Source organism: Streptomyces sp. NPDC050508 (assembly GCF_040655155.1).
In the GTDB taxonomy this organism is placed as follows: domain Bacteria; phylum Actinomycetota; class Actinomycetes; order Streptomycetales; family Streptomycetaceae; genus Streptomyces.
In genome coordinates this window covers 900075-917561 of the sequence record NZ_JBFAJJ010000002.1, presented here as the reverse complement: position 1 = coordinate 917561, position 17487 = coordinate 900075, and the positions used below count along the sequence as shown (strand labels likewise).

13 protein-coding genes and 1 tRNA gene are annotated in these 17487 nt (G+C 69.3%); 8 read left to right on the top strand and 6 right to left on the bottom strand.

Features of this window, described 5'->3' with window-relative positions; genetic code table 11:
* Positions 1-59: 59 nt before the first annotated feature.
* A tRNA-Met gene (locus AB0I69_RS09530) sits at positions 60-133 on the bottom strand.
* 52 nt (positions 134-185) lie between these two features.
* Entirely contained in the window at positions 186-1391 is a 1206-nt protein-coding gene (locus AB0I69_RS09525) for an alginate lyase family protein (protein ID WP_363094979.1), read from the bottom strand.
* 207 nt (positions 1392-1598) lie between these two features.
* Here AB0I69_RS09525 and AB0I69_RS09520 point away from each other — a divergent pair, with 207 nt between their 5' ends.
* Entirely contained in the window at positions 1599-1970 is a 372-nt protein-coding gene (locus tag AB0I69_RS09520) for a helix-turn-helix domain-containing protein (RefSeq protein WP_363094978.1), read from the top strand.
* 86 nt (positions 1971-2056) lie between these two features.
* Entirely contained in the window at positions 2057-2980 is a 924-nt protein-coding gene (locus AB0I69_RS09515) for an NADP-dependent oxidoreductase (RefSeq protein ID WP_363094977.1), read from the top strand.
* An 88-nt stretch (positions 2981-3068) separates the two neighbouring features.
* Here AB0I69_RS09515 and AB0I69_RS09510 read toward each other — a convergent pair whose 3' ends face one another.
* Positions 3069-4199, bottom strand: a complete 1131-nt coding sequence (locus AB0I69_RS09510; protein ID WP_363094975.1) for a dihydrofolate reductase family protein — start codon at positions 4197-4199, stop codon at positions 3069-3071.
* Between the two features lie 84 nt (positions 4200-4283).
* On the opposite strand from AB0I69_RS09510, the gene AB0I69_RS09505 reads away from it, so the two are divergent.
* The 5 genes from AB0I69_RS09505 (at position 4284) to AB0I69_RS09485 (ending at position 10866) form a co-directional block, all read left to right on the top strand.
* The gene (locus tag AB0I69_RS09505) at positions 4284-4781 is read left to right on the top strand and encodes a MarR family transcriptional regulator (RefSeq protein WP_363094974.1); all 498 of its coding nucleotides are present in this window, start codon (positions 4284-4286) and stop codon (positions 4779-4781) included.
* Positions 4782-4915: 134 nt separating this feature from the next.
* A complete protein-coding gene (gene ribA, locus AB0I69_RS09500) occupies positions 4916-5557 on the top strand; it encodes a GTP cyclohydrolase II (RefSeq protein ID WP_363094973.1) in 642 nt (213 codons plus the stop codon).
* A 139-nt stretch (positions 5558-5696) separates the two neighbouring features.
* Positions 5697-7910, top strand: a complete 2214-nt coding sequence (locus AB0I69_RS09495; RefSeq protein WP_363094972.1) for an MMPL family transporter — start codon at positions 5697-5699, stop codon at positions 7908-7910.
* Between the two features lie 167 nt (positions 7911-8077).
* Entirely contained in the window at positions 8078-9037 is a 960-nt protein-coding gene (locus AB0I69_RS09490; RefSeq protein ID WP_363094971.1) for an SGNH/GDSL hydrolase family protein, read from the top strand.
* A 149-nt stretch (positions 9038-9186) separates the two neighbouring features.
* Positions 9187-10866: a carboxylesterase family protein gene (locus AB0I69_RS09485; RefSeq protein WP_363094970.1), complete on the top strand. Its 1680-nt coding sequence runs from the start codon at positions 9187-9189 to the stop codon at positions 10864-10866.
* Positions 10867-10884: 18 nt separating this feature from the next.
* Here the strand turns inward: AB0I69_RS09485 and AB0I69_RS09480 are convergent, their stop codons facing one another.
* The 3 genes from AB0I69_RS09480 to AB0I69_RS09470 form a co-directional block, all read right to left on the bottom strand.
* Positions 10885-11331 carry an NUDIX domain-containing protein gene (locus AB0I69_RS09480; RefSeq protein WP_363094969.1) on the bottom strand — a complete coding sequence of 149 codons (447 nt, stop codon included), beginning with the start codon at positions 11329-11331 and terminating at the stop codon, positions 10885-10887.
* Between the two features lie 29 nt (positions 11332-11360).
* Positions 11361-12080, bottom strand: coding sequence for a leucine-rich repeat domain-containing protein (locus tag AB0I69_RS09475; protein WP_363094968.1), 720 nt, complete (start codon positions 12078-12080; stop codon positions 11361-11363).
* Positions 12081-12167: 87 nt separating this feature from the next.
* The gene (locus tag AB0I69_RS09470) at positions 12168-15023 is read right to left on the bottom strand and encodes a PKD domain-containing protein (protein ID WP_363094967.1); all 2856 of its coding nucleotides are present in this window, start codon (positions 15021-15023) and stop codon (positions 12168-12170) included.
* Positions 15024-16300: 1277 nt separating this feature from the next.
* On the opposite strand from AB0I69_RS09470, the gene AB0I69_RS09465 reads away from it, so the two are divergent.
* Positions 16301-17443, top strand: coding sequence for a ThiF family adenylyltransferase (locus tag AB0I69_RS09465; protein WP_363094966.1), 1143 nt, complete (start codon positions 16301-16303; stop codon positions 17441-17443).
* Positions 17444-17487: the final 44 nt, after the last annotated feature.

Here is a 17487-nt window from a genome sequence, read left to right as displayed (position 1 = left end):
ACAGACGGGAAAACACCAAGGGCCGGAATCCATTTCTGGATTCCGGCCCTTGGCCTTAGTAGCGGGGACAGGATTTGAACCTGCGACCTCTGGGTTATGAGCCCAGCGAGCTACCGAGCTGCTCCACCCCGCGCCGTTGTGATTAGAACTATACGCCATCCGCGGGGTCCGAAGTCACACACGTTTCAGTCGGACGGGTTCCCGGCGTGCGTGAGGGTCTCCCAGGAGACGAAGAGGTCGTCGCTGCCGGCGGGCCGGGTGGACTCGGCGAGCTGGTGCGCGGCGGGCACCTTCATGCCGAGCCGGTCCTCCAGGTGGTTGACGGCGACCTCCAGGTCGGGCCCCATGTTCCGGTCGACCTTGCCGCCGCACAGCCAGGCGGGCGCGGGCTCGCCCAGCTGGTAGCGGGCGTGGAGTTCGAGGGCGGCCTTGAGCCGGTCCTTGACCCCGTCGTAGAGGTCGACGCCCTGGTGCCAGGCGGTCTCGGCGATGTGGGCGGTGGCGGCGAGGGAGTACCCGACGTGCTTGAAGTTGCGGCAGGTCTCCTGGGCGACGCCGTCCTTGAAGGTCGTCTGCTTGAACCAGTACGTCGTCAGTTTCTGCGGGGTGGTGACCTTCGAGCCCACCGGGGTGAGCGGCAGCTTGCCGTCCTTGGCCAGGTAGAAGTAGGCGGGCACACGGTCGCGGAAGCGTTTGACGGCCGCGTCGAAGGCCTTGTGGTCGTCGAGGAAGACGGCGATGCCGATCGCCGCGTCCGTCATCGCGAGATCCCAGTTGCCGTTGTAGTCCGGCAGGTTCTTGGTGACTTCCGGCTGGTAGGCGGTGCGCAGCATGGTCCCGAACCGCTCGACCCGGTCCGCCGGCCACCCGGCGCCGGGCGCGTACCGCACGATCTCCGCCGCCCGCACCCACGTCGACCCGGCCCAGGCGGTCTGCAGCCCGGCGTCCTCGGAGGTGTGCTCCTTCATCTTCGCCGACCAGTCGTCCATGATCTCGCGGGCCTTGAGCGCGTGGTGCTGCTTCCCGGTGATGCTGAACAGCAGGGCCTGCGTGTACGCCGCGATGGCGTCCTCGCGCTCCTCGACACAGCCGTGCGCGGCCTTGCCGTTCCAGGGGCAGTCGACGTCGGCGTACGGCTTCGCCGTGTACTTGTACGACCCGTACTTGCTGTCCCGCATCCCGAAGTACGCCTTCAGCCAGGGCTGCTTCCCGGCGGTCACGTTCTTCCGTACGGCGTCCAACTGCCCCTTGCTGACCAGCACTCCGGGGTGCGTGAACGCCGCGTCGGCGGGCAGCGCCCGCGCCATGGTCCGGGTGCCGGTGTCCGCCGCCCCGCACGAGGCGAGAAGCCCCACGACCACGGACGTACCCAGCACCGCGACTGCCCTCATGTGTCCTACCTCCGCGTTGTCCGCACCGGCCTCACTGCGAGCGTGACCCGGTGGGCGGCGGGGCGCAGGATCTGTTGGGCCGATTGGTCACCCTCCCGGCACGGTCACTCATATGTTTGCGAATCGAAATCCTCTGCATACTAGGTGAGTTACGATCGATTAGTAAGTAGGCACTTCTGAGTGCGTTACCCCCCGACGGGAGAGACGATGACCACGAAGACGTACGAGGCGTACATGCGCGACTGTCCCGCGGTGGCCCTGCTCTCGACGATCAGCAACCGGTGGGTCAGCCTGACGATGTGCACCCTCGGGTCCCACGGCGAGGCGATGCGCTACAACCGCATCAGCCGCGAAATCCCCGGCGTCAGCCAGAAGATGCTCACCCAGACCCTGCGCATGCTGGAGCGCGACGGCATGGTCGAGCGGACGGTCACACCGACCGTGCCGGTCCGCGTCGACTACGAGCTGACGCCGCTCGGGCAGGGTCTGTACGGCCTGCTGTCCCAGATGCGCGACTGGGCCGCCGAGAAGACCGACGAGGTCGACGAGGCGCGCGCCCGCTACGACGCGGGGGCGTAACGCACTTTGAAGTGCCTACTTACCGATCGATCGTTACTCACCTAGCGTTTGTCGTGTTCCACTACGCAAATGCAGGAGTGAAGATCATGCGCGCTGCAGTCGTCAGGAAGGTCGGGGGCCCCGAGGCCGTCGAGGTCGTGGAGGTCCCCCTTCCGGAACCGGGTCCCCTGGAGGTCCGCGTCAAGGTCGCGGCCGCCGCGCTCAATCCCGCCGACACCGCTGTGTGGGCCGGGTTCTTCGGGCCGCTGGAGGGCGTCGACCACACCGGTCTCGGTCTGGACGCCGCCGGGACGATCGAAGCGGTCGGCCCGGGTGTCCTGCTCAAGGTCGGAACCCCGGTGATCGTGTTCGACGCCCCCGTACTGCGCCCCACGAAGGCCCAGGCCGAATACCTCGTGACCGACCTCAACTCCCTCGCCCCTGCCCCGGAGGGCATGGACCCGACGCTCGCGTCGACGATCCCGCTCAACGCGACGACCGCCGCACTGGCCCTGGACCACCTCCCGCTGCGCCCCCGCGACACCTTGCTGGTCACGGGCGCCGCCGGGGCCGTCGGCGGCTACGCCGTGGAGCTGGCCCGGACCCGGGGCGTGCGGATCGTCGCGCAGGGGCGGCCCGAGGACGAGGAGTTCCTGCGCGGTCGTGGCGCCACCTGGTTCGTGTCCCGCGACGAGGAACCGGGCGCGGCGGTACGGCGGTTGGTGCCCGGCGGAGTGGACGGCGTGCTCGACGCGGCGGCGCTGGGCGCACCCGCGCTGGCGGCCGTACGGGACGGCGGCGTCTTCGTGAGCGTGCGGCTCGACGTACTGCCGGAGCCGGAGCGGGGCGTGGTGGTGCGCCACACCGCCGCCGGTCCCGACGCGCCCCAGCTCGCGTATCTCTCCGCCCTCGCCGAGGTCGGCGTACTGACACCGCGCGTGGCTGAGGTGTATCCCCTGGCGCGGGCCGCCGAGGCCCATGCCCGGCTGGCCCGGGGCGGTCTGCGCGGCCGGATCGTGCTGGTGCCGTGAACACCGGGGCTGGCGGGATGTAGGTGTCCCGAAAAAGTGTGTCACTTTTCGCGAAAGTGACACACTTTTTCAAAGTAGGTGTCCCGCCTCAGCCCGGCAGATGCCTGTTCGGCGCCTTCGCCCGCTCCTCGTACTCCGGGAGTACGACCACGGAGACTCCCCGCGCCGCCAGCATCCCGCTCCCGTCGGCGCCCGCCACGAAGGTGTCCGGCTCGCGCCAGGCCGTGACCACGCGTCGTACACCCGCGTCGAGGATCAGGCGGGCGCAGGGCCTGGGGCGGGAGGCGCGGTGGGTGCAGGGTTCCAGGCTGGTGTAGACCGTGGCGGCGGAGAGGCGGGGGTCCGCCGGGTCCAGCTTGGCCAGGGCCGCTTCCTCCGCGTGGACCACCGGGTCGCCGGCCTCGCGGGAGTGGCCGCGGGACAGCTCCGTGCCGTCCTGCGCCACCACCACCGCGCCGACACTGAACGCCGTCTCCGAGGGCGGGCAGTCGGCGGCCAGGTCGCAGGCCAGGGCGAGCCAGTGGTGGTCTGCGGCGGAGGGGAGGTCGCCGGTGCCGGGGGCGGTGGGTGCGTAGCGCATGAGGACCACGTCCTCGATGGGGCGGGTCTCCAGCAGGCGGAGGCGGCCGGACTGGTAGGTGCCCGGGCCGAAGAGGCGGGGGGCCTCGCTGTCGCCCACGAAGAGGGGAGACAGGACCAGTTGGAGTTCGTCGGCCAGGCCCTGTTGGAGGAGCTGGGTGTGGATCGTGCCGCCGCCCTCGACCATCAGGCGGTCCACGCCCCGCACGTCGTGCAGGTGCTCCAGGAGCCGGCGCCAGTCGAGGTCGGAGCCGAGGGCCACGAGGTCGGCGGCCAGGCCCAGTTGGCGTGCTCGCTCCGCGCCCTTGTCCGTCGTACAGACGAGCTTGTCGCCACCCGTGTGCCAGAAGTTGGCCGTCGGGTCCAGGTCTCCCGAGCCGGTGACCGTGACCTTGAGGGGGTACTCGGGCTTGCCCTCGGCGACTCGACTCGCCCTGCGTTGGGGGGAGTTGACCAGGAGGCGGGGGTTGTCCGCGCGGATCGTGCCGGCGCCGATGAGGATCGCGTCCACGGACGCCCTGACCTCGTCGACGCGGTCGAAGTCGGCCGGGCTGGAGAGGAGCAGCCGGTCGGGGCCGGTGTCGTCGAGGTAGCCGTCGAGGGAGACGGCGGCGGACAGCAGGACGTACGGGAAAGGCATCGACGCGCTCTCTGTCGGAGGCGGGCGGGGCTCGGTGGAACGACGGGGCTTGGTTCAAGTTTGAAACAAACCTACACTGGGGGCATGACGACTCGCTGGCTCACCGCCGAGGAGCAGCGCGCCTGGCGCGCGTACATCGCCGCGACGCACCTCCTGGAGGACGCGATCGACCGGCAGCTCCAGCAGGACGCCGGCATGCCCCACCTGTACTACTCCATCCTCGCCAACCTCTCCGAGGTGCCGGACCGCCGCCTGCGCATGACCGACCTCGCCGAGAAGTCGAAGATCACCCGGAGCCGGCTGACATACGCCGTGACCCGGCTGGAGAAGGACGGTCTGGTGCGACGGGAAGGGTGTCCGTCGGACAAGCGGGGCAGCACGGCGGTCCTGACCGACGCGGGGATGGACGTCCTGGAGCGTACGGCGCCGGGTCATGTCGAGACCGTACGGGCCGCGATCTTCGATCACCTCACCCCGGAGCAGGTCCGGCAGATGGAGGAGATCAGCGCCGGGATCGTGCGGGCGCTGGAGGAGCCGGAGGACGTCCCGTGGCGCCGCCGCTCCACGCCTTCGTGCTCGTAGGTCGTCCGGCGTTCGTGACCCGTCACACAATTCTGTTGCTTCAAATTTCAAGCAGAGGTAGGGTCCATGATCGTGGATGTGCTTCAGTTTTGAAGCACATCCCGAGTACCCGCCGCCGGACCACGGAGACCCGCATGCCCGACTTCCCCGCCGCCACCCCGCGTGCCCGCGTCCGGGTACCGCTGCGCTTCCAGGACGGCTACGGCGTCGACGCCGAACTCGTCACCTTCCACGGCCTGGCCGACGGCCAGGAACACGTCGCGGTCGTCCTCGGCGACCCCGCCCCCGGCACCACCCCGCTGGTCCGGCTGCACTCCGAGTGCCTGACCGGCGACGTCTTCGGCTCGGCCCGCTGCGACTGCGGACCCCAGCTGCGCGAGGCCGTCGAGCGTATCGCCGACCGCGGCGGTGTCCTGCTCTACCTGCGCCAGGAGGGCCGGGGCATCGGCCTCTACAACAAGCTCGACGCGTACGCCCTCCAGGACCAGGGCCTCGACACGTACGCCGCGAACACCGCGCTGGGCCTGCCCGAGGACGCCCGCGACTACACGGCCGCCGCGCAGATGCTCGCCGCCCTCGGCATCACGTCGCTGGACCTGCTCTCCAACAACCCCGACAAGGCGGACCAGTTGCGCGGGCTCGGCATCGACGTCCACGACCGCGTGCCGACCGGCGTGTTCACCACCCCGCACAACGTCCGGTATCTACGCGCGAAGGTCCTCCAGACCCAACACACGCTGCCGCTGGGCCAGTTGACGGAGCTGCACGCGGGCTGAGCTGCTCCGTGAGGGGCCCGGTGGTGTAGCGGGCTACACCATCCATTCGGGAGGGCACTCCCTCGTGCCGGGGAGCGGCCGACGGAAGGGTTGAGACCACGATCTCGACCGACCGCCGACGTGGAGGCCCTCCCCAGCCATGGCTACTCTCCTTTATCGCTTGGGCCGTGCGGCCTTCCGGTGGCGCTGGTGCGTCACCCTCCTGTGGGTGGCGGTACTCGGCGCCGTCGGATTCGCCGCCACCAAGGCCCCGGCCGCTCCGGACGACGGCTTCACGATGCCCGGCATCGAGTCGCAGCGCGCCTTCGACCTGCTGGAGCAGCGTTTCCCCGGCACCGCGGCGGACGGCGCGAGCGCCCGGATCGTCTTCGTCGCCCCGAACGGCGAGAAGGTCACCGCCACCGAGAACAGGGCGGCGATCGAGAAACTGGTGACGGAGGCGGCCGACGGTTCCCAAGTCGCCTCCGCCGTCGACCCGTTCGCCGCGAAGGCGGTGAGCGAGGACGCGTCGACGGCGTACTCCACCGTCACCTTCAAGGTGAAGGCCGACGACCTCACCGGCGCCGCCAAGACCCATCTGGAGCGGGCCATCGACACGGCCCGGGACGCGGGCCTGACCGTCGAGGTCGGCGGCGACGCCCTCGCCACGCAGCCCGCGGCGGGCGGCAGCGCCGAGGCGATCGGCATCGCGATAGCCGCCGTGGTCCTCCTCATCACCTTCGGTTCGCTGGCCGCCGCCGGACTGCCCCTCCTCACCGCGATCCTCGGCGTCGGCATCAGCATGTCCGCGGTCCTCGCCCTGGGCAGCGCCTTCGGCCTCTCCGAGACCACGGGCACGCTGGCCACGATGCTCGGCCTCGCCTGCGGTATCGACTACGCGTTGTTCGTCGTCTCCCGCTATCGGGAGGAGCGCGAGAAGGGCCACGCGCCGCGCGAAGCAGCGGGCTTGGCGGCCGGTACGGCGGGCTCGGCGGTCGTCTTCGCCGGCCTGACCGTCGTGATCGCGCTCGCCGGACTGTCCGTGGTCGGCATCCCGATGCTGACGAAGATGGGCCTGGCGGCGGCGGGCGCGGTCCTCCTGGCGGTCCTGATCTGCCTGACCCTGGTCCCGGCCGTCCTCGGCTTCTGGCCGAACGCCGTACTGTCGCGCCGCGAACGGAAAAAGAAGGTGAGGCGCGGCAACGGCGAGAACGGGGGCAGCCGTTGGGCCCGGCTCGTCGTCCGCCGCCCGATCCCCGTCCTGCTGCTCGGCGTCGTGGGCCTCGGCGCGATGGCCCTCCCCGCCCTCAACCTCCAGCTCGGCATGCCCGGCGACGAGGCCAAGTCCACCTCCACCACCGAACGCCGCGCCTACGACGACCTCGCCCAGGGCTTCGGCCCCGGCTTCAACGGCCCCCTGACCATCGTCGTGGACGCCAAAGAGGCGGGTGACGCGAAGAGCGCCGTAGCGACGATCTCGAAGGAGATCGCGGCCACCGACGGGGTGGTCTCGGTCTCACCGGCCCGCTTCAACTCGGCTGGCGACACAGCGGTGTTCTCCGCGACACCGGCCACCAGCCCCACCGACGAGAAGACCAAGCAGCTCGTCCAGACGATCCGCGACGAACGGCCGGCCATCGTCGCCGCCGCGGGCGCGGGCGCGAGCTTCGAGGTCACCGGTACCACCGCGCTGAACATCGACGTGGCGCAGAAGGTCCAGGACGCGCTGATCCCGTACCTGGCACTCGTGGTGGGCCTGGCGATCGTCCTCCTGCTCCTGGTCTTCCGCTCGCTCCTGGTCCCCCTGAAGGCGGCCCTCGGCTTCCTGCTCTCGGTCCTCGCGGCGCTCGGCGCGGTGGTCGCGGTCTTCCAACAGGGCCACGGGGCTTCGCTGTTGGGCGTGGACCAGACCGGCCCGATCATGAGCCTGATGCCGATCTTCCTGGTGGGCATCGTCTTCGGCCTCGCCATGGACTACGAGGTGTTCCTGGTCTCCCGGATGCGCGAGGCGTACGTCCACGGGGACGGGCCCGGTCAGGCGATCGTGTCCGGGTTCCGGCACAGCGCCCGGGTGGTAGTGGCCGCCGCGCTGATCATGATGGCGGTGTTCTCGGGCTTCATCGGCGCGGGCGCCTCGATGATCAAGATGATCGGCTTCGGGCTGGCCATCGCGGTCCTCTTCGACGCGTTCGTCGTCCGGATGGCGATCGTGCCGGCCGTCCTCTCCCTGCTGGGCAACAAGGCCTGGTACCTGCCGAGTTGGCTGGACCGGATCCTCCCCCGCATGGACGTCGAGGGCGAGGCCCTGAGCCGCAGGGTCCCGGCGCCGCCGACCGCCGACGCGCCCACTACTCGGCTCACTCCCGTCCCCTGACCAACTCCCCCCAGACCGGGGCCGCCGAGAGCGGAGGCGGCCTCGCGGTGCCGGATCTCGTGGGGACGGGGACCGGCGTAAGTCCCGGGCCCGGCGACAGGGCACTCCCCCCGCCTGTCGCCGGGCCCGCGGACGTCCACAACTCACCAGCCAGAGAGGGCACTTCGATGAAAACCTCAGTACAGGCCGGAGTGGCCGGGCTGCTCGCCTGCGGCACGCTGCTCACCGTCGTCCTGGTCTCCCGCGACGGCGACGGCGACGGCGGCGACGACAGCCACACCGGCATCGCCTACTCGTCCCCGACGAAGGGCCCGTACGTGGCCCTCGGCGACTCCTACACCGCGGGGCCCGGCATCACCGACCCCACCGGAACCCCCGCCGGCTGCGACCGCTCCGCCGGCAACTACCCGGCCCTCGTGGCCGCCGAACTCGGCCTGAAGGGAGGCGACTTCCGCGATGTGAGCTGCAGCGGCGCCACGACCAGCGACCTCACGGCGGCGCAGAAGACCGACGACGGCACCAACTCCCCCCAGCTCAGGGCGCTTTCGTCCACCACCCGGCTCGTCACCATCGGTATCGGCGGCAACGACATCGACTTCAGCTCGATGATCAAACGGTGCGTGGCGATGGGCGCGTTGTACGAGATGACGGGCAGCGGCAAGTACATCGCCGAGGACGCGCCCTGCGAGCGCGCATACGTCAACGGCGACTCCGACGCGGTGAAGGAGAAGATCGACACGGCGGGCGACCGGCTCACCCAGGTCCTGAGCGAGGTCGGGCGCCGTGCCCCCGAGGCCCGGGTCTACGTCGTCTCGTACCCGGCGCTGCTGCCGGCCGACAGCGCCGACTGCGGCCGGGAGATGTCCCTCGCGCCGGGCGACGTGACCTTCCTCCGGGAGAAGGAACAGCAGCTCAACACCATGCTGCGGCAACGGGCTTCGAAGGCGGGGGCCGGCTACGTCGACACGTACACCCCGTCCGCCGACCGCAACGCCTGCGCGGCGAAGGACACCCGCTGGATCGAGCCGCTCGTACCGGAGAGCCCGGCGGCTCCGGTGCACCCGAACGCGCGCGGGGAGCGGGGCATGGCGGACGCGGTGCTGCGCACGGTCAAGTCGGCGCTGTAGGTGGGTCGTTCACGATCCCCAGTGTCAACCCGCAGGTCCGCAACCTAAGTTGCACCCGTGGACACTGTGGGTCACGACAACTCCCTAGGCCGTCCCGGCAGGCCCGGCAGAACATGAGGCGACTCGACCTCAAGTGATCCGGAGACCCAGTGAACTCCTCCCCCACCGGTGTCGGCCGCCGCGACTTCCTCGGCCGTACGGCAGGTGTCGCGGCCGGCGCGACCCTGCTGAGCACCCTGCCCCCCGCCCCGGCATCAGCCACCCCGCACACCGACGCGAGCCACCCGGTCAGAACCCGGTCAGGCCTGGTCACAGGCATCCCCGCCGCCCTCCCCGGCGTCACCGTCTACAAGGGCATCCCCTACGCCGCCTCCACAGCCGGCGAGAACCGCTGGCGCGCCCCGCAGCCACCGCCGTCCTGGCAGGGCGTCCGCAAGGCCGACACCTGGGGCGCCGCGTGCCCCCAGCCGGTCACGGGCATAGCCGCCGACAAGGTGCCCCCACTGAGCGAGGACTGCCTGAACCTCAACATCTGGACGGGAGCGGGGAGTTCGGAGTCCTCCCGCGACCTCCGCCCGGTCTTCGTCTGGATCTACGGTGGTCGCAACAGCGCCATGTGGGCCTCGCAGCCGGTGTACGACGGGGCGAACCTGGCGGCCAAGGGCGCGGTCGTGGTGACGTACAACCACCGGGTGGGCGCCTTCGGCAACCTCGCCCATCCGGAGCTGAGTTCGCAGGGCGGGCACGGCGGTTCCGGGAACTGGGGTGTGCAGGACACGGTGGCGGCGCTGCGGTGGATCCGCCGCAACATCGCCGCGTTCGGGGGCGATCCGGAACGGGTGACGCTGGCGGGCTGGTCGCACGGCTCGTCGTTCGTGAACATCCTCATGATCTCGAAGCTGGCGAGGGGCCTGTTCCACCGGGCACTCCTGTCGGCCGGCGTGCAGTACACCAAGGACCCGGCGCTGGGTCATGTGGCGGGCGGCTACGCGCAGTTGGCGGCGGCGGAGGCCAACGGAACGGCGTTCGCGACGTACATGGGCGCGTCCTCCCTGTCGGACCTGCGCGCGCTCACGGCCGACGAGATCGTGACCAAGGTGTACGCGCAGGGCGCCCCGGCGGCGGGCACGAGCTTCGGCAACGTACTGGACGGCTATGTCCTCCCGACGTCGTACACGGCCGCGATGACGTCCCGTACCGAGTACGACGTCCCGGTCCTGACCGGCAACAACAAGGACGAGAACGGCGCTTCACCGACGCTGACGATGACGGTCGCGGCATACGAGGCGTACGCGACAACGACGTTCGGCGACAAGGCGGCCGACTTCCTCGCCCTCTACCCCGCCACGACGGACGCGGAGGCGGCAGCCCAGTACAACAACTACGCACGCGACGAGGAGCGGGTCTCCACCTTCCTCTGGGGCACGCAGTTCCGGTCGACGGCCGCCAACCGCAGCCCCGTCTACACCTACTGGTGGACCCACGTCCCCCCGGGCCAGGACACCACCAACCCGATCGAACCGGCGGACGGCGTCGGCGCCTACCACGGCGCCGAGAAGTACTACTTCTTCGGCAACCTGTACGGCACGGACCGCCCCTGGACGTCCGCGGACTACGCGATAGCCGACACGACGTCGTCGTACGTCACGAACTTCGTGGCCACGGGAAACCCGAACGGCCACGGCCTGCCGGTGTGGCCGGCGTTGCGCACGTCGAGGCCGGTGTCGATGGAACTGGGCGACCACTTCGCGACGCTTCCGGCGGCGGACACGGACGCCAAGTACGCGTTTTTGAAGGGGTACTTGGAGTCGCAGGTGACGGAGTACTGAAGCCGGTCGGGTCGCCGCTCACACCCACCCGTGCAGGGACACCTGCGGTTCGACGCCGTCGAGGTACTGCCGAAGAGCCTGGCCGTTCCCGCTGACGAACTCCTCGGGAACGGCGTCGACTTGGACCCACCGGACCTGCGCGTGCTTGAGGGGTTCACGGTTCTCGGGTTCGCCGGTCCACTCGTCGGTGACGAAGACGACGGTGAGGAAACTGCTGGGCGCCTCGACCTCCAGGGAGGCGTGGACGATGTGCACGAGTTTCAGCGACTCCGCCTCCACGACGAGCCCGGTCTCCTCGTACAGCTCGCGCACGGCGGTCTCGGTGACGGGCTCACCGGGTTCGCTCTTGCCGACGGGGAGATCCCACATCCCGCGCCCGAACTTGGCGTGCTCGCCGCGCTGGAGGACGAGGACGCGACGAGCGGCCTTGTCGTGGACGATGACGGCGGCGACGAGGCCGGTCATGGAGGCCAAGGCGGGCTGCGACTCTCGGCTCACAGCAGCACCACGCACCCTCGCCGCTCCAACTCGGCCAGCAGCGACGGGGAGGGGACACAGTCGTTCCACCGCAGGTCCAGCTTCTCCAGGGAGGGCATGTCGAGCACCCGGTCCGGCAGGAGTGTGAGGCGGTTGCTCCGCAGGTCGAGTTGGCGCAGTCGGGGCAACTCGACCAGTACCTCCGGGAGTTCGGCGAGGGCGTTCTCCCGCAGGTCCAGGTGACGCAGTTCGTGGAGGCCGGCCACGGACGACGGCAGGCGGGTGACGGCGTTGCCCCGGAGCCAGAGTTCACGCAGGTCGAGGAGTCCGCCGATGCTGTCGGGCAGCGTGGTCAGCCGGTTGTGCTGCGCGCGGAGTTCGACCAGGCCGGTCATCCGGCCGATGGTCCCGGGCAGGGCGGTGAGCGCGTTCTCGCCGACGTTGAGGTAGCGCAGCCGCGTCAACTCGCCCAGGGAGTCCGGGAGTTCGGCCAAGGCGTTGTCGTGCAGGTAGAGGCAGCCGTCAAGGTCGGCCAGGTCGCCGAGGGCGTCGGGCACGGCCGTGAGGTGGTTGTGACCGAGGTCCAGGGTGGTCAGCCGGTGCAGTCGGCCGACCTCGGGCGACAGGTCCGTGAGTCCGTTGTCCGCGAGGATCAGGACCTGGAGTTCGCGGCGCCGCCAGACCGACTCGGGTACTTTCCCCAGCTGTTGGCGCCATAGGTTCAGCACGTGCGGCACGACCTGCACCCCCCTTCGTGGGTGCCCGAGTATCCCCCGGCCCACCACTCACCACCACTCACCACCAACCACTGGCACCCAGGCGCATCAGCCGAAGTAGCCCTCCAGGTCGGCGACGACGTCGACCGAGCCGAGCGCGTTGTGGATGCGGATGGAGCCGTCGGCGCCCACCGGAACGACGGCCAGGATCGGTCGGGTCTGGCCCGCGGTCAGGTTGTCGTTGGACACGTTCGGCAGGCTGCCGTCGCCGTAGGCCGTCAGGTGGGTGCTGGCGGTCGGAGCGACACCCGTCAGGTTGACCAGCACGGCGGAGGCTCCCGCGGGCACCCCGTCGACACCGGCGACCTTCACGGTGAGGGTGCCGCCCGCGCCCAGCGCACTGTCCGGTGCGCCCAGGCCGTCGCGGGTGTCGAGGAAACGGGTCGGAGTGGTCCCCACGAAGGGTCCGCCGCTGAGGGCGTCGGGGTCGACCGGGTCGTCGGACGAGCCCGCGAGGTCGTTCGTGTACACACCTTGGACGTCGGCGATCAGATGGACGTGCCCGGCACTGTTGTAGATGTGGACCCTGCCGCCGCCCACGCAGGGGGTGGCCAGGTTGGAGGCGGTCTGCCCGGCCCGGTAGTTGAGGGTGGACGTGGTCGGCGGGGTGGTGCCGGCGCAGGCGACGGTGACGTAGCCGCTGCCGGTGCCTCCGGTCACGGTGACGTTGAGGACGGCGCCGACGGTCGCCTCGCCCTGGGCGTACTTCGGCAGGGTGACGGTCGTGGTGCTGCCGGGCCCCACCTGGCCCTTGGGCGCTCCGGTGCCGTTGCGGGTGTCCAGCACCCGGGTCGGTGTCACCGTGGCCAGGCCGGACAGGTAAGGGTCGTCGCTGCTGGGCTGCGTGGTGGTGTAGTAGCCCGCCAGATCGGCGATGAGGTTCACATCACCGTGCGCGTTGTAGAGGTCGACGTAGCCGTCGGCACCCACCCGGACGGTGACCAGGTTCGGATTGTCCTGCCCGGCCTGGAAGTTGAGGTTCGAGGCGTTCGGGCGGGTGGTGCCGTCCGGATAGACCGTCGCATAGCCGGCGGCGGTGGCGCCCGCGTCGGTGATGTTCAGTGTCACCGCCGTCACCCCGGACGCCGGGACGCCGCCCGCGCCGAGGACTTTCAGCCGGACCACGCCACCGGGGCCGACCGGCCGCTTGGGCGCACCCGTCCCGGACCGGGTGTCCAACAGCCGCTCGGGTCCCGCGGTGACGAAGGCCGCGCCGACCGTGGCCCCGGTGGTCGTGGTGGCGGTCCGCCCGCCGGAGTCGGTGATCGTCTGCGTGACGGTGTACGTGCCGGGGGCCGCGTAGGTGTGCTTCACCGCGTCGCTGAGGGCGGTGACGGAGACAGCCGCGGAGCCGTCGCCGTAGGTGATCCGGTCGCTGGTGATCGCGTACGGATCGAAGTCGACGTCGTAGGAGCAGGTGGCGGTGTCCGGCGCCGAGGGGCTGGTCGCACAGCCGACGGTCGAGGTGAGGTCGGGTGCCGGCTCGACCCGGTACCCGATGTCGGTGGCGCCGGCCCGCGTGCCGTCGGCCCGGTCCACCACGACCCCGACCTGGATTCCGCTGGTCCCGGTGGCCTGGGTGTAGGTGTGCGTGGCCGAGCCGGTGGTGGAGGTGAGGGTGGTGCCGTCGCCGAAGTCGAAGGTGTACGTGAGTCCGGCCACCGAGTCCGACCACGGGTTGCTCAACTGCGCGGTGGCGGTGACCGGAACACCGACGTACCCGGTCGACTGGCCCGGGTTCATGTCGATCCCGCTCGCGGTGAGCGGGTCCTGGAACTCCGTGGCACCCCGGTCGTCGTAGCCAACGCTTGCGCCTGTTCCGGTGTTCGGGACCAGCGGGTCGTCGACCCGGGAACGGCCGTCGATGTCCGTGGACAGCTCACCGGGAGCGTCGGCGTCGGCCGAGTCGACGAGGGGTGAGTGCTCCGCGGGACGCCCGAACCCGGGGATCGTCAGATCGGTCTGGTCCAGATCGTGGGCGCCCTGTCCGGTGCCTGCCCGGAACGCCTGCGTGGTGGCGTACGCGGTACCGGCCCAGTCGTAGTCGGTGCCGGTCGACAACGGGTTGACCGCGTTGTAGTCGACGGTGACCTGCGGAGCGGAAGCGGCGTCCACCGTGATCTCGGCCGGGGTGCCGGTGCCGGAACACGTCGTCGTACCGCCGGGCAGCGCGACGGTGTTCTCCACCGACCCGGAACTGCCGTCGGTCAGACTGACCGCGTCGCCGCAGACCGTCGAGAGGGTGTCGCCCGCGAGGTCGATCCCCGTGGTGCCCGCGGCCGAGACACCGCCGCCCTCGAAGAGGTCGTCGGCGAGCGTGATGTTCCGCGCCCCGGCCACGCTGCTGAAACCCGGCCCGGACGGCTGGCTGACGGTGAGACGGGTGAGCGAGACGCCGGAGGAGGATCCGTCGACCGCGATCACCGGAGTGGTGCCGTCGACCAGGGTGCTCTGCACCAGGGCGACGCGGTAGGTGAGGTGCTGGGCCCCCACTACGGCCAGAGCGGTCGTCCCGGATGTCCTTGCGCGTATCCCGGCCATGTCGACGTACTGGGCACCGGAGAAGGTGACCGCCGCCGCGCTCTTGCCCGCGACGGTGACAGGCGATCCGTCGCCGGGTACGGAGCGGAAGGCGACGGGTGCGTCCGCGGTGCCGGTGGACCTGATGGTCACCGGCGCATAGGGCGCCTTGCTGCCCGTGACGTACACGGTGTCGCCGGGAGCGACGGCGTCGGCGGCCGGCTGGATCTGGCAGAAGGGCTCCGCCGCCGAACCGGGGCCGGTGTCACTGCAGTTGGCGGCCTCATCGTCGACGTAGAGCGCCGTAGCGACGGCGGCGTCCGCATGCGCCACGCCCGCCCCGAAGCAACTGACGACCAGGACCGCCAGAGCGGCGGACGCCACCAGCGGTTGTCTTCGCCTACGTCCCATGCATCCCATACGTCCCATACGCCCCATGAACACGTTCCCCCACCCCCGGGCCGATGAGAGCGTCGGAAGTCGGCGCGTACGGCCTGTGCGATCCAGTCAGATGTTGGCTGGAACTGACGGGAGAATAGGTCACGTTCGGGACAGCGGAGGCCGGTGATGGTTCGCAGGTGCGTCGGCGGCTCGAAAGTTTGCGCCGTGTTTGATCAAAGCGGGGGTCACAAAGACCGGTCCATCAACAGGTGTTGACGGTTCCGCCCGAAAGCGGAGGCTAGCGCAGGCCACGGGAATCCCGGTGGCCGTGGTCGGGCCGGACGGAACCGCGCGCCAGGACCGATGCCGGGCGCTGCGCGGCGGGTCGGACGGGTGGCGTCTCGATCGCTCGAACCCCCGAACTCCCGAACCCCCGAACCCTCGACCGCTCCCGCCGATCTCCCAACCGCTCCCGTCGGATCAAGCACCGTCCAGCCAGTCGCCGCGGTGCTCGATCCGTGCGGTCTCAGGCACCGTTCCGTCCGCTGAGCCACCGAGTAGCACGGCACGGCCACAGTGAGACACGGCACCCACAAGGCCCGGGGCATCCACAGCGGGCCGGCCGTCAGGCACGCTCACGAAGGCCACAGCACAGACCGGCCAAGCTCAGCAAGGTCCCCACTCGCACCAGCGACGCACCCGGAACCCGCCACACCTGCGCCGCGGCGGCTACGACTTGCGCAGGCGGCGTGCCGCAGGTGATCTGCCGCAACAGGCAGTCAGGAGCAGGGAACCGTTCCCCGGCATCGAACAGACCGGTCTCCTCGCCGCGAGCGAGGTGCCCCTATCGGAATTCATTAAACGCACTCCCCGTAAATTGACTCATTCCTTTTGGTTGAATCATCCAAATAATCATGAGGGCCACTTTGTATTCGATAATTCACATTCGGTGCAAGTCGACCGAACGCGCCCGCGTATGGGCGGCCTCTGGATACGAGACGCTCTTCCGGGTGGCGTAGCCATCTGGTACGTTTTTGAAATCGTGAGGTTGCCCTCACGCCGATTAGAGGGGGAGGTGAGTTGAATATGAAGATCGTCCTGGTAAAGCAGACAGAGCGTGTTGCGCTCGTCGCCGAAGAGCTGGCGATGTATCACAAGGGTCGCGAGCTGAAGGCGGCCAAGTAGGGAACTCGTAGAACCCTGTTCCGGGGCGCCCAGTTCATTCCTCTGGGCACCCCGGAACTCATATTGCTCCCCCATAGAGCGAAATGGACCGACCAGTGATAAAGCCGCGACTGAAGAATTCTCACCCAGTTTATCGAAGCTCGAACGGCGACCTGGCCATCGGAGAAGTCGGCCCGTCCGCTTATTTTGTTCCCGATGCGCCGTCCGGCTTCGTCGGGCTGATCCAGATGCTCGACGGCACCCGCACGACCCAAAGGCTTGAGCGGGACATGGAGGTCACTCACAACATTCCCCGCGCGGAGACGCGCCAAGTGCTCCAGCAACTGAGCGAGGCAAACCTTCTGGTCGACGAGGCCGAGCGGTCCGATCTCCTCTCCAACGCGGAGATCGAACGTTACGACCGGCAAATGATCCAGTTTGAGGCGCTTGAGGAATCCGGCCAGCCCGGCTTCAGCTACCAGGAGAAACTCAAGCGCACCCGTGCTTGCATCCTAGGAATGGGCGGCTGGGGAACCTGGAACTCTCTGCTCCTGGGCCTGGTCGGTATTGGCTCCGTACGCCTTGTAGACGCTGACTACGTCGAGCACAGCAACCTCAACCGGCAGGTGCTGTACCGCAACGACTCCATCGGTCGGCAGAAGGTCGCCGCAGCGGCCGACGAACTGAAGCGCGTCAACCCGCATGTGAACGTCGAGACGATGGATGAATTCATCGAAATCGACGAGGAGCAGATCCGTCGGGCGGTGACCGACTGCCACCTGGTTGTCCTGTGCTGGGCAAATCAGTCCGCCTTCGTGAAGGAGACTGCGGAGGTACTGATCCACCAAGTCTGCGCAGAGTTGGGGATTCCTCTTATTGAACTCGCCGGCGATCCCTTCGATGTCGGCGTAGGCCCTCTCTACGACTACTCGCAAGAGACTCATCTAGACCTGGGAAAGATCCAGGAGCGCGAAAGGGCGACATGGTGGGGTGGAGACAACCCCATGCTTACCACCTTCCGTAAAGAATCCGTCCACGCTCGACCCATCCGATCGGTTAACGCCTGGCAGAGCGCTCCGTCTCTAAGCATCGTCGCGGGTATGGCTGCCAACGAGATCATGCGGTTGATTACCGGTTATGCGCCGACGAAGCTGACCACTGGCAAGATTCAGATGTCCCTCGCCGACTATCAAACCGAGTTCGTGGACTACTCCGACTGCCTCGTGTCCTCCAATTCGGGGATCGCCGGCCCTCAGTAGAGCGTGCCAAATTGTCCGCGGGTGATGAGGCAGCAGGCAGCCGG

Coding starts and splice junctions, on each gene's coding strand:
- ribA (WP_363094973.1), top strand. CDS start 4,916: ATGCCCGACTTCCCCGCCGCCACCCCGCGTGCCCGCGTCCGGGTACCG.
- AB0I69_RS09480 (WP_363094969.1), bottom strand. CDS start 11,331: ATGACCGGCCTCGTCGCCGCCGTCATCGTCCACGACAAGGCCGCTCGT.
- AB0I69_RS09520 (WP_363094978.1), top strand. CDS start 1,599: ATGACCACGAAGACGTACGAGGCGTACATGCGCGACTGTCCCGCGGTG.
- AB0I69_RS09510 (WP_363094975.1), bottom strand. CDS start 4,199: ATGCCTTTCCCGTACGTCCTGCTGTCCGCCGCCGTCTCCCTCGACGGC.
- AB0I69_RS09490 (WP_363094971.1), top strand. CDS start 8,078: ATGAAAACCTCAGTACAGGCCGGAGTGGCCGGGCTGCTCGCCTGCGGC.
- AB0I69_RS09495 (WP_363094972.1), top strand. CDS start 5,697: ATGGCTACTCTCCTTTATCGCTTGGGCCGTGCGGCCTTCCGGTGGCGC.
- AB0I69_RS09525 (WP_363094979.1), bottom strand. CDS start 1,391: ATGAGGGCAGTCGCGGTGCTGGGTACGTCCGTGGTCGTGGGGCTTCTC.
- AB0I69_RS09505 (WP_363094974.1), top strand. CDS start 4,284: ATGACGACTCGCTGGCTCACCGCCGAGGAGCAGCGCGCCTGGCGCGCG.
- AB0I69_RS09515 (WP_363094977.1), top strand. CDS start 2,057: ATGCGCGCTGCAGTCGTCAGGAAGGTCGGGGGCCCCGAGGCCGTCGAG.